Origin of the sequence: Paenibacillus sp. AR247 (assembly GCF_002968895.1) — a bacterium.
In the GTDB taxonomy this organism is placed as follows: domain Bacteria; phylum Bacillota; class Bacilli; order Paenibacillales; family Paenibacillaceae; genus Paenibacillus_AQ; species Paenibacillus_AQ favisporus.
The window spans coordinates 157,564-173,092 of the sequence record NZ_PCZT01000018.1; the positions used below are offsets into that span (position 1 = coordinate 157,564).

Genomic DNA, 15,529 nt, shown 5'->3' on the forward strand with positions numbered 1-15,529 from the left:
TCGACTGCTGGGCGATAGGTGAGCGGCTGCGATACGAACAGGGGCGAGCGGGGCATGCACGGCATGCAGCACGATTCCGAGCACGAGCGCATACGGGACCGGCATTTTCAGAAAACCGATAATCATGCTGCGGTAATTGCCTTTCAGCTTGGCGCCCTGGATCGATATGACTCCGTAAGTGAACGTCAGGAGGCTCTGCAGCGACATGATCAGCGCCTGCATGGAGCTGGCGAGGGGGTCCCCCTTGAACACCAGGGCATTGATCGGCATCCCGTAGTTGCCCGAGTTGTCCAGCATGATGCTGTTGTTGAACGCTGCGCGCATGCTTTTGGTGAATTTCAGCGGGCGGGCGAGCACGGTTCCTATCACGTATAGAATGAATACATATAATGCGTAAAAGAGTGTCACATTCCTGAGCAGCTCGCCCGACATATCCGAATGATACATGCTCATAAAGACGGCGGCAGGGGTTATGCAGTAAAAATTGATTTTGGCCAGTGTGTACAAATCCAGGCGGAACACGCGCTGCATCCATGAACCGATTCCAATCAGCACAAAGACGGGCAGCACCACTTCCAGAAGTATGTCTCCAATCATAGCTCAGCTTCCTTTTTCGAGATCATTGTCATGATGTATTTGAAACCAACCTCTTCATTATAGCACCGTACCTGGAGCCGTGATGAAAAAAATAGGGAGGAACCGAGGGGCGGGGGGCGCACCTTGCCATGGCGTATCCCAAAAACAAACAGATGGTTGGAGAAAACGTTTTAATATGGAAAACCCTTCATTTTGATGCAGAAAAACCGAAATATACAACAAGGAATGCAAGGAGTTACCAAGCCTAAAGCCCGCAACGGTCAAGATGGGAACGTTCCCGTCCTGGATAACCGATACAGGAAGCCGCAGGCGGCAAGCACTTTCGGCAGTTTATATGCCGACACTCAAGATGAGTATGCACCCCCTTACTTCGCGCCGGCAAGCCATACCGGCTTCAGTTCCTGCAGAAGTGCTGCTCCAAGGGAGGTATGATTGGGAATGAGTCCATACACGACAAACTCGAGCCTGGTTAAAGAAAGGGAACTTTACACGGATGGGGATTCCCTCCAGTCCGCCAAGACCCGAATTTGGAGTGAATTATCCAGGAGTCATATGAATCTGGCGATCCTGCTCAAAGAGGAGGGACAGCTGCAGCCGGCACTGATTCTCGCCCATATGGCGGCGAAAACCAAGCTGAAGGAGATCGCTCTGCATCTTAGGCTCGATGTCCCTCCGGATTGCATGCCCTACGAGGATTTAATTGGCCGGGCGCGGGAAATCGCATTAATCGATTTGGAGACGGAGCTGTTCCTGAACACGCTCAGCTATATTGCCGAGCCGGAAAATATGTCGCTCCTCAAAGATGTGCATGCCGAGCATGTGGACATGATGTTGGAACGGGTTCGCGCCCTTTTGGAGGAGATAAGCTGGAAGGCCGCTCCTTCGATGATGGAATCGAAATAAGCGTGAAACTGCCTTTTCCGGTAAATAAAAGAGACGGTCCCAAGAAAGGGGATCGTCTCTTTTGTCAATACATCTATTTATTTGGCTTCGCCCACAACGGTGAACCGTTCGTTCCGATGCTGCGGATGCTCGATTTCATCAAGGACGGCAATGGCGTAGTCCGCGTAGCTGATATAGCTGCTGCCGGCAGAGTTGACGAGAAGCTGGTCCTTTCCGGCCTGGTAGGAGCCGGTTCTTGCCCCTTCGGGATCAAAAAAGGCCGACGGACTGATAAAGGTCCACTGAATCCCGCTGGACTGCTGCAGATCCTCGAGGTTTTTGCCCTGATTGGATGCCGTAGCGAAGTATTCCTTCGGAAAATCTGGCGTATCCATGACGCGGGTGGTCTGTGCTTCGTCGACAAACAGGCTGCCTGCGCCTCCCACGCGATCAGCCGGGTCGACAATCCGCCTTGCTGAGCATGCCTGTAATTCTCCGGATAACGACCGGGTTCGTGTTGACGCTTGAAGCTATAAAAATCAGACGTATTGGTACTCGTCTTGTTGATTTCCAGAATCGAAAGGATATGAATAGCCACGGAAAACCGGCTGCTGATATTCATGGATTATGCCTCCTTGCCGCCGCCCTGTACTGGGAGTAATAAGATTATTTTATCATAAAAGGCGTTCTGCTGCGCAGCATGGCCCGAAGGCGTCAGAAAGTTTTCAGAAGGGATGGCGCAATCCGCGAATCCTTGGCCAAGGGGCTGGAATATAATGTATTGAAAAGGGAGGAATGCTCGGCTACACTATGGTTGCATCATTCAATGATAACGCTTCATGACAGATCCGGCAGACGCACGAAAGGCTCTAACCTTCCAAGGTTCCAGCTACTTTAGAGAGATGGGGTTGTTGGCTATGGGGCTTTACCTGTTTCTTTACCTGTTATTTGTTATCGGCATCCTTTCCGGGATTGTTTTGTTCCGCAAAAATCGGGTCCCTCGCAGCGATGGCGCAGGGCGGCAGGTGGGGGCTAAGCTCTCCGTGATCATTCCGGCGCGGAATGAGGAGAGGAATCTGGCCTTTCTCCTGGAATCGCTCCGGGCTCAAAGCTTGCAGCCCCATGAGATCATTGTCGTCGACGACGGCTCGCAGGACCGGACCCGGGACGTCGCCGCGGGCTTCGGGGTGACCATCGTGCAGAATCCGCCGCTTCCTCCCGGATGGACGGGAAAAACATGGGCCGTGTGGAACGGCTATCTTCATGCTTCCGGGGATACGTTCGTTTTTCTGGATGCCGACATCCGCTTGTCACCGCATGCGCTGGATTCGCTTCTGCAGCTTCGCTCCCGTACCGGTGGCGTCATTTCCGTCGTCCCCTTTCACCACACCGAGAAATTTTACGAACGCCTTGCACTCATTCCGAATATTTTGGGCGTATTTGCGTTTACCTCCCCTTTTGAACGCCGCAATCTCCGGAAAGGACTTTACGGCTCCTGCATTTTGACAACAAGGCAAGATTATGAGCAGGTCGGCGGCCACAGCAGCATCCGGTCGGAAATACTGGATGATTTAAACCTGGGCGCCAAGTACATGGAAGCCGGAATCGACGTAACGAACTTTATCGGCCGGGGGATGGTATCGTTCCGCATGTACCCGCATGGTATTAAGAGCGAGCTGCAGGGATTCGGCAAAGGGGCGGTGCTGAGCACGGCCAAGCTTAGTCCATGGACGATCGTGCTGATTGCGCTCTGGTTTATCGGATTGGTCTGCTCCGCAGGAGCGTTCTTTCTATGGAACACGCCATGGGGAATCCCCTTGCTCGCGGGCTACTTGCTGTATATGGCGCACATCGGCTATCTGATCAAAAATGTAGGCAAATTCGGCTTCGTGATGCCTGTTCTTCATATTTTATCCACGATCTTTTTCCTGGTGGTGATGCTGTATTCCGCTTATCAGGTCATGTTTCTGGGGCATGTCATGTGGAAGGACAGGGCCGTGGATGTTGGGGGTCATAGGGAACCATGATGATTCTGCTGCTGACGGCTGTGGAATTTCTGTGCGGCTCGCTGATGTTCTCGTATTGGCTGGGCCGGGCGGCGCACAAGGATTTGAAGGCGGTGGGAGACGGGAACCCGGGTGCGTTCAACCTCTGGAGCGCTGCGGGGTATAAGCTGGGTCTGGCGGGGGTAGCGCTGGACTTTTTGAAGGGATATGTGCCCCTGGTATGGATCGTTGGGAGCGGCACTGTGCACGGGTATGGTATGGTGGCTGTCGCCGCGGCCCCGGTTGCGGGGCATGCCTTCTCGCCGTTTCTGAAATTCAAGGGAGGCAAGGCAATCGCCGTCACCTTCGGGGTATGGAGCGCCTTGACCCAGTTTGAGGTATCGCTGGTGCTGGCCGTCATTCTGGCGCTGCTGCTGATCGCCTCCAAGCTGATGAGCCGGCGGCCCTTATCCACGGAAGCGAGCGGCTTCCAGGTGGTGGCCGGCTTCATGCTCGTCTCCGTCTATCTGATCGCCCGGGGCTTCCCGGGGCCATATTTGTGCATATGGCTTGTAAATCTGCTGATTCTCGTCTATACGAATAAAAGGAAGCTGGAAGTATTTTTAAAAAGGTACAGCGGGCGGCGAGGAAATTAACATTGCGCGCTGCCTATGCTGGGTAAATTGAAACGCGGGTGGGCAGGAGGCAAGGGCGGACGCTAAATGCGGGCTTGCCTCTTAGGCAGCGGCATCGAGCTTTCGCATCTGCGGCTCAGGCTTAAGCCTGGAGGTCAAAGCGGCTGGTCTCCCGCGCCTTTTTCACTGAGCACCTGCTCCACTTTGGTGATATGGGCCTCCATCCGGGCCAGGGCCTCCTTGGCATCCTGGGTCCGGATCGCCTCGTAGATGGACGCATGCTCCTGCAGCAGCCGCTCGGCGGAGGAGCGCTCGGCATAGAACCACAAGGCGCGCATATCCTTCATGTTTTCATGCAGCTTGTTCGATAACGATTCCATCAAATCCAGCAGCAGCGGATTATGCGTGGCCGCGGCGATTTGCTGATGGAATTTTACGTCCGCCTGCTCGCTGATCTGCTCATCGGCCGCGTTCTCCATTTCGCGCAGTATTTCCTCAAAAGCCGCCAGATCCGCCTCACTGCGGTTCGATGCGGCAACGGAGGCGCAGCCCGTCTCCAGCACGCGCCGGACCTCGAGCAGATGGCGCAGCGAAGCCGCGCGTCCCTCCCACAGGTCCGCGTAGAGCTGTCCGGGATGTACCGGCAGCGGATCGGCGGGAGGTGTACGCACAAACGTGCCTCCGCCGAAGCGAGCCCTCGTCCATCTGCCGCTTCAAATCATTCATTACCCACTCATATTGTTTCAACGGCCGCTGCGGATTCATCGTTCAAGCGTCCCTCCGTTTAAAGTTTTTACTAGTCATTCCTTGATCTAAGGGGAATAATTGTGTCTAAAATGTGACTTTCTTGAATTCAATCTATATAGATTCATTTATTTTAGTGTATACTTGATCACAATAAAAGTCATCAGATGACCTGACTAATTTCTTCGCACTGATATCGATTATGGAATGTAAAGGAGTGTTTTCCTTGCTGCAGGAAGACGTAAAACGCGAGCTTGTCGCCATTTTGGGCAGCTCTTATGTAAAGGATGATCCCCAGTCGCTGGTCACGCATTCGTATGACGGCACGCCGATGCTGCAATCGCTGCCGGATGCGGTCGTATACCCGGAAAATACCAGCCAGGTCTCCGAAGTCATGAAGGTGCTGAGCCGGCATAAAATCCCTGTCGTCGGCCGGGGTTCGGGAACGAACCTGTGCGGCGGCACGGTGCCCGTTCAAGGCGGCGTCGTCATGGTCATGCACCGGATGAACCGGATCCTCGAGATCGATATGGAAAATTTAACGGCGATCGTTCAGCCGGGGCTAAATACGAAACAGTTCATTACGCACGTGGAGGAGCTCGGCCTGTTCTACCCGCCGGACCCGAGCAGCATGTCGATCTCGACCCTCGGCGGCAATATCGCCGAATGCTCGGGCGGCCTGCGCGGGCTGAAATACGGAACGACCAAGGATTATGTAATCGGGCTGGAGGCCGTCCTGGCGAGCGGCGACATCATTCGAACCGGCGGCAAGCTGATGAAGGATGTGGCCGGTTACGATCTGACGAAGCTGCTGGTCGGTTCGGAGGGAACGCTGGCCATCATCACGGAGGCAACGCTGAAGCTGATTCCGCCGCCGAAGTACAAGAAGACGATGCTGGCGATGTACAAGGATTTGTACGGCGCGGCCCGTACGGTATCCAAAATCATCGAGAACCGGATCATTCCGGCTACCCTGGAAATTCTCGACCGCTCCACGATCCGGGTCGTGGACGATTATGCGAAGCTGGGGCTGCCGCTCGACATGGAAGCGATCCTGCTGATCGAACAGGACGGCGACATGGAAACCGTGGAGCGGGATATTGCGCTTATCACGGACATCTGCCGAAGCGAGCAAGCCGATCAGGTGAGCATCGCGGCGAGCGCGGAGGAGGCCGAGAGGCTGCTGACCGCCCGGCGCAGCGCGTTTACCGCGCTGGCAAGACTGAAGCCGACGACGATTCTTGAGGACGCGACGGTGCCGCGTTCCAAGATTGCGGATATGGTGCTTGAGATCAACCGCATCGCGAAGAAATATGACGTCCAGATCTGCACCTTCGGCCATGCGGGAGACGGCAACCTTCATCCGACGGCAACGACCGATGCGCGCAATCAGGAGGAAATTCACCGGGTGGACGAAGCGTTCGAGGAAATCTTCGAAGCAGCGATCCGGCTCGGGGGAACGATTACCGGCGAGCACGGGGTCGGATTGGTTAAATCGCCGTTCCTCGAATGGAAAGTCGGGGCAGCGGGGATGGAAGTCATGAAGGCGATCAAGCAGTCCTTTGATCCGCATAACCTGCTGAATCCGGGGAAAATGTTCGCAAAAGAAACGAGAAAACGGGTGGTGATCGATCGTGGGTAACGCGGTGAACGTGAAGGAGCGGGCGAATCCGCTCGCCGAGACGCTCCGGCTGCGCCTCGATGAGGACCAGCTGACAAACTGCATGCGCTGCGGCTTCTGCCTTCCGGCGTGTCCAACCTTTGCCGAGACAGGCATCGAGGCCGAGTCGCCGCGAGGCCGGATTGCCCTGATGAAGGCCGTCGCGGACGGCATTATGGAGCCGGATGGGGCGTTCGAGGAGCAGATGAACCACTGCCTCGGCTGCCGCGCCTGCGAGCCGGCCTGTCCGGCGGGCGTCAAATACGGGCAGCTTATTGAACAGGCAAGGGACGCGATCGAGGATCACAAGCAGCATAAACCGCTGGTGAAGGCTGCCCGTCATGCGGCGTTCAAAACGGTTTTTCCGCATCAGAAGCGGATGAAGCTCGTGGGCCGAGGCCTCGAGCTGTACCAGAAGTCGGGGCTGCGGAAGGTAGCGCGTTCCGCCGGCATCATGAAGCTGTTTCCGAAGCATATCAGCGATATGGAGAAAATTTTGCCCGAAGCTTCGGGCAAGGGCGTGCTGGAGAAGATCGGCGCGTATCATCCGGCAAAAGGCGAGAAAATCGCAACTGCAGCGCTCTTCCGAGGCTGCATTATGGATGTGCTGTTCACGGACACGAATATTCATACCGTGGATCTGCTTACCGCAGCCGGCTTCGATGTAGTGATTCCGGCGGCACAGAACTGCTGCGGCGCCCTGCATGCGCACAGCGGCGAGGCGGAAGGAGCGCGGGAGCTCGCCCGCGGCAACATCCGCGCCTTCAAGGAGGCGAATGTGGACTATATCGTCTCCAATGCGGGCGGCTGTGGGGCGATCCTGACCGAATACGACCATCTGCTGCATGAAGATCCGCAGTGGCGGGAGGATGCAGCCTGGTTCGCCGGGCGTGTCGTCGACGTCAGCGAGCTGCTTGTCCGTGCGGGCCGAAGCTTAAACTTCGGCGTTCCTTCGGCAGGACCTGCTCCAGAAGGGGACCCGAAGGTGAGAATCACCTATCAGGATTCCTGCCATCTGCGCAACGTGATGAAATCGGCGGACGCCCCCGCGTTTTAATGCGCCAAGTGGAGGGCGCCGAGTTTATCGAAATGAAAAACGCCGATCGCTGCTGCGGCTCAGCCGGCATCTACAACGTGACGCAGCCGGAAATGGCCGGCAGCATTCTGGATCACAAGATGGAGCATGTGGAAGCGACGCATGCCCAGTATCTGCTGACCAGCAATCCCGGCTGCCTGCTCCAGATGAAGCACGGCATTGAGAAGGAAGGCCTCAGCGGCAGCATGAAGGCTGTCCATATCGTCGATTTTCTGCATGAGCGGCTGCAGGAGCGGACGGAATAGGCAGAAGAAATCGCAAGGGGAACCGGGTCCGGTATATCGGAATTGAAATCAGAGAAATGGATCATTGAAGATTCGAATCATATCAGAATCGATATTTTAAATCATGCTGCAATGGATTTGAGAGCGACGATGATATTTCGCAATCAAATCGGAATCAGCAGCGCAATTGATACAGCATATGGGCTAGGGGGATATCACGATGAATCAGGAACGGAAGATCGATCAGCTGATCAAGAGCATGAGCCTGCGGCAAAAAATCGGGCAGATGTTCGTTTGCGGCTTTTGGGGGACGGAAATCAGCGAGGAGCTGCGGCAGTTCATCCGCACGTATCAGATCGGCGGCGTCATTTATTTCGCCCGCAACGTGAAGACGACGGAGCAGGTGGGCAGACTGAGCCGGGATCTGCAGCAGGCGGCCGCGGCGTCGGGGACGCTGCCGTTGTGGATTTCCATTGATCAGGAAGGCGGCATGGTCGCCCGGATCACGGAAGGCGTCGCTCTGATGCCGGGAAATATGGCTCTGTCCGCCGCAGGCTCGGCGGACTGGGTGTACGAGTCCGCGCGCGTCAGCGGGGAGGAACTGCGTTCCCTCGGCATCAACCTGAACTTTGCGCCGGTGCTCGATGTGAACAACAATCCGCTGAATCCGGTCATCGGCGTCCGTTCCTACGGGGAGTCCCCGGAAGCGGTAGCGGAGTACGGGACGCTTGCTTTCCGCGGCCTGCAGGACGCGGGCGTCGCGGCCACGGCGAAGCATTTTCCGGGGCACGGGGATACCGCCGTGGACTCCCATCTGGACCTGCCGACGATTACACACGACCGGGAGCGGATGGATGAGGTGGAGCTCGTTCCGTTCAGAAAGGCGTTCGCCGAAGGCATCGACGCGGTCATGTCGGCGCATATTTATTTTCCGGCGCTAGAGCCGTCCAAGCTGCCGGTAACGCTGTCGCATGCCGTGCTGACCGGCCTGCTGCGCGAGGAGCTCGGCTACGATGGTGTGGTCATGACCGACTGCATGGAAATGAAAGCGATCGCCGAGCATTACGGCACCGTCAAGGCTGCGGTGATGGCGGTCGAAGCGGGAGCGGACACCGTCCTGATCAGCCAGACCCCGCAGCTGCAGGTGGAGGCGATGGAGGCACTGGTGCAGGCGGTCCGCTCCGGCCGGATCGCGGAGAGCCGGATCGACGCCTCCGTGCGGAGGCTGCTTGCGCTGAAGGCGAAGCGCGGACTGCTCGGCAGCCCGGCGGAGCTGGGGACGCTGCGGCTGGAGCTAGACGGGCAGGTTGTCGAAGACTCGCATGGGCTGCAGGACGAGCTGGCCCAGAATGGCATACAGGCAGCGCCCGGACTGCGGGACAAACTCCCCGGGAGCGAAGCCCACATGGATCTGGCCCGCCGGATCAGCGAGGCAAGCATTACGCTGGTGCAAGCAAGGGATGGCATCCTGCCGCTGGAACGGCAGCACACGCTGGTCATCTCTGTCGCGGCTGCCGCGCTGACGATCGCCGACGAAACGATCGCGAGGACGGAAAGCCTGGGCAGCGCCCTGGCCGCACAGGGGATCGACGTGAGCGACCGTCAGGTGCCGCTGGCCGAAGTGGCGGAGCAGGCGGGCCGCCTTATGGAGGAAGCCGAAGGCGGGGAGGTGCGGCAGATCGTCGTGGGCACGTACAATGCGCAGTTTGACCCGGCGCAGATCAAGCTGGTCCAGGATTTGCTCGCGCTTGGCAAACCGGTCGTGGTGGCCGCGCTTCGCAATCCGTACGACCTGATGTGTTTTCCGGAAGCGTCTGCACTGGTTGCGGCCTACGAGAGCCGTCCGCTGGCGCTTGTGAGCACCGCCAAGGCGATCGCCGGTGCTATCCCTTTCAAAGGGCGTCTGCCGGTATCGCTCGGCGCATCGTACCCCGCCGGTTGGGGATTGCAGACGGAAGCGTGAAAACAGGGACAAAGCATTTTAAGACGGCGTCAGCCGTCTTTTTTTGTGTTCATGCACGCCTAGTCGGGTATAGCCCGGAAAAGTCGGATAACACGGGTGAAAACTTTACTTTCAAGTCAAATCATTACTATAATGATCCTGTTACGCTTATAAGCGTAAGTAGCATGAGGCATGAATCACAATGGAGGGAACACCGATATGGAACTGTTTAGCGCAATGGAACAGTACGATTATGAGCAGCTGCTTTTTTGTCAGGACAAGTCGTCCGGACTCAAAGCGATCATTGCGATCCACGATACGACGCTCGGGCCGGCACTGGGCGGGACCCGGATGTGGACTTACGCTTCCGAGGAAGCCGCAATCGAAGACGCATTGCGCCTGGCTAAGGGGTATGACTTATAAGAACGCCATTTCAGGACTGAACCTGGGCGGAGGCAAGACCGTCATCATCGGCGATCCGAAAAAGGACAAGAACGAAGCGATGTTCCGGGCTTTCGGAAGATACATACAAGGATTGAACGGCCGCTATATTACGGCAGAGGATGTCGGCACAACGGTGGCCGACATGGATATCATTCATCAGGAGACGGATTTTGTGACCGGGATCTCCCCGACCTACGGCTCGTCCGGCAATCCGTCGCCGGCGACGGCCTACGGCGTATATCAAGGTATGAAGGCCGCCGCTAAAGAAGCCTTCGGTTCCGATTCGCTGGAAGGCCGGACGATTGCGGTGCAGGGCGTCGGCAGCGTGGCGTTCCACCTGTGCGAGTATTTGCATCAGGAGGGCGCCCGGCTGATCGTGACGGATATCAACGAGGAGGCGGTCAGCCGCGCGGTGGAGAAGTATAACGCCACTGCGGTGGCGCCGGGGGATATTATCGGCGTTGATTGCGATATTTTCTCCCCATGTGCGCTGGGCGCCATCATCAATGATGAGAGTATTCCGAAGCTGAAGGCAAAGGTTATTGCCGGCTCGGCCAACAACCAGCTGAAGGAAGCCCGGCACGGAGACCTGATTCACGAGCTGGGCATCGTCTACGCGCCGGATTACGTCATTAACGCCGGCGGCGTCATCAATATTGCCGACGAGCTGAACGGCTATAACAAGGACCGCGCCTGGAAGCAAATCAGCGGGATTTATAGCAGCATCTCCCGCATCTTCGACATCTCCCGGGAAGCGGGGATCCCGACGTATGCCGCCGCGGACCGGCTTGCGATCGAGCGCATCGAAACGCTTAAAAATACGCGTAGCCCGTTCCTGCAAAATCCGCATCATGTGCTGAGCCGACGTTTTGGGCGTTAAGCGAGAGGGCCCGCTGGAAACTAAGCAGGGAATCGCTCCAGGGAACCGCTCAGGTTAGTGGGGAAACACATCAACCTGCAAGCACTAAAAGGCATACCGACGGGGACACACCCGTAATAAACACCAAAAAGCGTACCGCACGGACTTAAACCGTACGTTACGCTTTTTAACATTTCTTAAACCCCGGGGGCCGGGAAATCAAGCGGGGCTGCTGCCCGCCCCAATCAGCCCTCCAGCTTGAAGCGGTCGATTTTCTCCTGCATGTCCACCGCCATCTTCGACAGGCTGTTCGCCGAAGATGAGATTTCTTCCATGGATGCCAGCTGCTCCTGGTTCGCGGCGCTCACGCGCTCGAACGACGCGACCGTGTTGCGCGAAATGCTGGCCACTTCCTGCACGGAGGCGGACACTTCTTCGCTGCTCGCGGACATCTGCTCGGTGACGGCGGAAATGTCCTGGATCTGGTCGGTAATCTGCTTGGCGGATTTTTCGATATTGGCAAAAGCTTCGAGCGCCTCTGCCGTAACTTCCATCCCCTGATCCACATCGGACTGCACTTTATGACGCATCACGTTATACGCGTCAGTGATCAGCATCGTCATCTCCTGGATCGTGTGCTGGATTTCCTCCGCTGTGAGGTTCGACTGATCCGCCAGTTTGCGGACTTCCTCGGCGACGACGGCGAAGCCGCGTCCATGCTCGCCGGCCCGCGCCGCTTCGATCGCGGCGTTCAGGGAGAGCAGGTTGGTCTGCTTAGCCACTTCGGAGATCGCCGTGCTCATCGCGGCGATGCTTGCGCTGTGGTCGTTCAGCTTCTCGATCAGCGCAGCAGACTCGTGCGTGGACTTCTTGATCGTGTCCATTTGCGTGCTGACCAGCTGAACCTTCCGGCTGCCGGCGTGCACGTCTTCTTCCGTACGGCTCGACGAATCGACGATGGTGCTGGCCGATTCGGCAATACGCTGGATACCACTGGCCATTTCCTCCATCGTACGCGCGCTTTCCTGCGCGGCGATGGCCTGGTTGTTGGCCTCTTGGGCTGAATCCGTCATCAGATTGGAGACGAATTCGACGCTCTGCGCATTCTGCTCCGTACTGGCGGTCAGCTCTTCGCTCGAGGCCGCCAGCTGGCTGGAGGTTTCCGACATGTCCAGTACCATCCGGCGCAGCGAGTCGACCATGGCGTTGTAGTTATGCGCCAGGTCTCCGATTTCGTCTCGCCGCTTCGTCACGACGCGGTCGTTCAGATACCCTTCGCTTACGCGCTTCGCCGAACGGTTCAGCTGCTCGATCGGACGCGTCATGCTGCGGATGATGAAGAACATCACGATCAGCGCGGCAATAACGGCGATCACAAGAACGATGGCCGATGTCCAGAAGATCGGCGTCGTCGCCTTTGTATATTCACTCTCCGGAAGGATGCCGACGATTTTGAAGCCGGTCAGCTCGTTGGTCACGAAATAGCCGCGCTGGCCAACGCCATTGAGCGGGTTGGTGTAGTCGAGCAACCCTTCATTTTTACCCTGCATCGTTTTGAGCTGGTCGCCGACAAACTTGGAACCCACCTTCTCGGTCGGGTGCGACATCAAGAGGCCGTTGCGGTCCACTAAGTAGATGTAGCCCTCGTTGCCAAGGTGAACCTGCTTCACGATGTTGTTGATGTTCCCGATGCTCAGGCTTATGTTGATAACCCCTTTGCCGTCGGGTAGCGTTTTGGAAATGGCGACCGCATAGTTTTTCGTCGTGGCCGAAATCGCCGGATCGTCGACAACGGCCTGCCCCTTGTTGTTCATGGCCAGCTTGTACCAGTTGCGGGTCCGGGGATCGAACTGCTGCTGGCCGGGGTCAGGAGATTTCATCCAGGACCCGTTTTCCGTGCCGATCGAGACGATCTCGATTTCCGGATGCTGCGCTTTAAAATCGTCAATCAGGATTCGGGTCTCCACCGAGTGGTTTTCGATGTCGGCATACGTAATCTGATTGCTGAGCTGCTTCACGTTGGACAGCTGCATTTCGACCATCGTGTTGATCAGTTTGTCGAGCAGCATGACGCTTGATTTCGTGGTGTCCTCCATTTTGTCCTGAAGCTGTGCTTTGGCGCTGTTCACGGCGAAGACGGCAAGCACAACGGTCGGGATAATGAGCATGAGACAGATGAAGAGCATCAGTCTGCTTCTGAGCTTTTTAATGTTGAAAAGCCCGGATATTTGCTTGAGTAGCTTGTTCAAACGAGATTCCCCCTGCAGTCGATATAGGTCTAAAGTTCCGGCAGCACCTGTATGAACAGGCGCAGCGCTTAAAAGAGCAGCTCGGGGCGGGCCGTCTTTGCCGATCCGTGAGAATCCGTCAATAGGTATGTAATATATTTGAATGGATTCATCCGTTTCGGCGGACGGCATGCCTGAGCGGAAAGGATCCCGACCGGTTTTAGTTCCTATTCTATATTTCGACAAGTACCCCCGATATTTTCATATCTTTATTTCATAAACCTGCATTTTTTTCTGAAAAAATGAAAGGAAGAACCATTCATTTCCTGTTTTTTTCCTAGATAGGTAGGACGAACTATGCGGGTTATACCGAAAATAGGATGCATGGGATTGGCTTTTATTGGATAACATTCGATTGTCCGATGGCGGATAGGGCTTGCGGCAGGAAGGGGCAGGGATGGAAGCCCCACGGAAACGGCTTGTCGATTTACGCGGAAAGATCATAAAAAATCAAACCCTTTTCGTCAAAATTCTCCGTTGTCAGAAGGCATCTGGCCCCCATATAATGATGGAAACAAATTATCGATAATCGATAATAGCGGGAGGGATGATGGAACATAAGTCAGCGAAACTATCGACCGACCGTTTTGAAAACGGTTACTTGACTGCCGTTGCGTATGTGTTGGTCAAATCTGCGGTCATGGATGATCGGCGAATGGAGACTGAGAGTCATGTCAAACAGCAGTTACATCCCTTTGGGGAATTCCATCAGTGAACAGATTTATTTGACGCTTAAGCGGGAAATTATCGCAGGCGAGCTGCAGCCGGGAACGCGGCTCATCGTGCTGGACATCGCGGGTAAATTTCAGGTCAGTCAGGCGCCTGTGCGCGAAGCGTTGGAGAGGATGAAGCAGGAAGGATTAATCAACGGCATTCCGAATAAAGGGTCGGTCGTTTCCAATATTACGTCGAAGGAGATCAGAGATATTTTCGTGCTCCGCGAAATTATTGAGGGTTACGCCGTGCGAACGTCTATGCCAACTTTATCGGAGGATGATTACGAGCAATTGGAAATGATTATCCGGTCGATGGAGGAAGCCGTCGAGCGCGATGACACGCTGGGCATCCTCGAGCTGGATATGGATTTTCACGGATTTTTCTACAAGCGCTGCGACAATCAGGCTATTCTGGAGCTCTGGAACCAAATGAGGACGAAGGTGATGCGCTTTATGGCCATCTCCAATCGTCATCACACGACGGATTTGCTGGCCGAGTGGCACCGGCGGCTGATCACCGTCCTCCAGACAGGGGACGGGGACGCGGTTGAGGAGGCTTTTATCGAGCATATGCATGCCTATAAATTTATCCATATGGACTAGAACCATGCCTCTCGTTCGTTATCCTTTCATAAAGGGGAAATGAAGCATGTTAAATGAACGTTTCTTGTTCGATGACCAGGATGTTATGACTTGGATGAGGGACCGCCTGCTAAGGCACCTCATTTCCGGCAAAGCGAATATGAAGGGGGAACTGAAGGAAAGCCTGTCCCGGCTTCGCCTGAACCCGTACTATACGTTTCCCGCCATTGCGTTATTGGAGCCGACCGCTCCTTATGACCATGAGCATGACCGCTTGGCATATCTTGAGAACATGCGCGCCGATCTTCAGGAGCGTGTGCCGGAAGGGAGCGTCGTCTTTCTGGATGAGGAAGGGAGGATCGGACTGCTGTTCTCCTGGGTTTCCAAAGAGGTGTTGATCCGGGTGCAAGCGATGCTTCAACAGCGGTTCCCCCATCCGGTGAACATTGGAGTAGGCAAGCCATGCAGCCACTTGAGCGACATCCATCTCTCTTACCGGCAGGCTTCGGCTGCACTGAATAACAAGTTTTACCGCGGGACGGGACAGATCATCCATTACAGCGAAATCCGCCGGATGGAGCCGGTCGGGCGCTACCCGGCCGAGAAGGAGAGAAAGCTGTACGCCAGCTTCCGCTCGGCCGCTACGGAGGCGGAGATCGCAGAAGCGGTGGACCAGTTTTATGCCGCGCTGCTGGAGAAGGGCCCGATCGACGTGACGAGCATGTATGAGCTGACGATCCGGATGCTGGTCGGTATCGAAAAAAGGGTGATTGCCGACGAAGGGAATGGAGGCGCTTACAAGCCGTTTGAAGCGACGTCGCTGGTGAAGATCGGCACGCTGGATGAACTGAAGCGCTACGTCACCCGGTTTCTGA

9 protein-coding genes and 5 pseudogenes are annotated in these 15,529 nt (G+C 56.0%); 9 read left to right on the plus strand and 5 right to left on the minus strand.

The genetic code is table 11. The features are described from left to right. Positions 1-597: pseudogene (locus tag CPT76_RS26485) on the minus strand (AEC family transporter); the annotation flags it as partial. Between the two features lie 438 nt (positions 598-1,035). On the opposite strand from CPT76_RS26485, the gene CPT76_RS26490 reads away from it, so the two are divergent. After that, positions 1,036-1,500 (plus strand): hypothetical protein, encoded by a 465-nt coding sequence (locus tag CPT76_RS26490; RefSeq protein WP_146116434.1) that lies wholly within the window; start codon positions 1,036-1,038, stop codon positions 1,498-1,500. 77 nt (positions 1,501-1,577) lie between these two features. On the opposite strand, the pseudogene CPT76_RS26495 reads toward CPT76_RS26490, so the two are convergent. Next, a pseudogene (locus tag CPT76_RS26495) lies at positions 1,578-1,925 on the minus strand (NAD(P)-dependent oxidoreductase); the annotation flags it as partial. 7 nt (positions 1,926-1,932) lie between these two features. Continuing rightward, positions 1,933-2,101, minus strand: a pseudogene (locus tag CPT76_RS40565) (Rrf2 family transcriptional regulator); the annotation flags it as partial. 295 nt (positions 2,102-2,396) lie between these two features. Between CPT76_RS40565 and CPT76_RS26505 the strand changes: the two are divergent. Together CPT76_RS26505 and CPT76_RS26510 are read left to right on the plus strand one after the other, a co-directional pair. Then, the gene (locus CPT76_RS26505; protein ID WP_105445035.1) at positions 2,397-3,506 is read left to right on the plus strand and encodes a glycosyltransferase family 2 protein; all 1,110 of its coding nucleotides are present in this window, start codon (positions 2,397-2,399) and stop codon (positions 3,504-3,506) included. Beyond that, on the plus strand, positions 3,503-4,120 hold the full coding sequence (locus CPT76_RS26510; protein ID WP_308737667.1) for a glycerol-3-phosphate acyltransferase: 618 nt from the start codon (positions 3,503-3,505) through the stop codon (positions 4,118-4,120). The genes CPT76_RS26505 and CPT76_RS26510 overlap by 4 nt, the downstream gene beginning before the upstream one ends. 134 nt (positions 4,121-4,254) lie before the next feature. Here the strand turns inward: CPT76_RS26510 and CPT76_RS26515 are convergent, their stop codons facing one another. Further along, positions 4,255-4,770 (minus strand): FadR/GntR family transcriptional regulator, encoded by a 516-nt coding sequence (locus CPT76_RS26515; protein WP_258168821.1) that lies wholly within the window; start codon positions 4,768-4,770, stop codon positions 4,255-4,257. A 299-nt stretch (positions 4,771-5,069) separates the two neighbouring features. On the opposite strand from CPT76_RS26515, the gene CPT76_RS26520 reads away from it, so the two are divergent. The 4 genes and pseudogenes from CPT76_RS26520 to CPT76_RS26535 all read left to right on the plus strand — a co-directional run bounded on the left by CPT76_RS26520 (position 5,070) and on the right by CPT76_RS26535 (position 11,089). Then, positions 5,070-6,485, plus strand: a complete 1,416-nt coding sequence (locus CPT76_RS26520) for an FAD-binding oxidoreductase (protein ID WP_105445036.1) — start codon at positions 5,070-5,072, stop codon at positions 6,483-6,485. A 4-nt stretch (positions 6,486-6,489) separates the two neighbouring features. Further along, positions 6,490-7,844 (plus strand): annotated as a pseudogene (locus CPT76_RS26525) ((Fe-S)-binding protein). A gap of 199 nt (positions 7,845-8,043) precedes the next feature. After that, a complete protein-coding gene (gene nagZ, locus CPT76_RS26530) occupies positions 8,044-9,786 on the plus strand; it encodes a beta-N-acetylhexosaminidase (RefSeq protein WP_105445037.1) in 1,743 nt (580 codons plus the stop codon). 198 nt (positions 9,787-9,984) lie between these two features. Continuing rightward, positions 9,985-11,089: pseudogene (locus CPT76_RS26535) on the plus strand (Leu/Phe/Val dehydrogenase). Between the two features lie 224 nt (positions 11,090-11,313). Here the strand turns inward: CPT76_RS26535 and CPT76_RS26540 are convergent. After that, positions 11,314-13,317 carry a methyl-accepting chemotaxis protein gene (locus tag CPT76_RS26540; protein ID WP_308737668.1) on the minus strand — a complete coding sequence of 668 codons (2,004 nt, stop codon included), beginning with the start codon at positions 13,315-13,317 and terminating at the stop codon, positions 11,314-11,316. A 710-nt stretch (positions 13,318-14,027) separates the two neighbouring features. Between CPT76_RS26540 and CPT76_RS26545 the strand changes: the two genes are divergently transcribed. Next, positions 14,028-14,675, plus strand: coding sequence for a GntR family transcriptional regulator (locus CPT76_RS26545; protein ID WP_076173642.1), 648 nt, complete (start codon positions 14,028-14,030; stop codon positions 14,673-14,675). 46 nt (positions 14,676-14,721) lie between these two features. After that, positions 14,722-15,529 (plus strand): CdaR family protein (locus CPT76_RS26550; protein WP_483870077.1); only part of this gene is annotated, 808 nt, incomplete at its 3' end.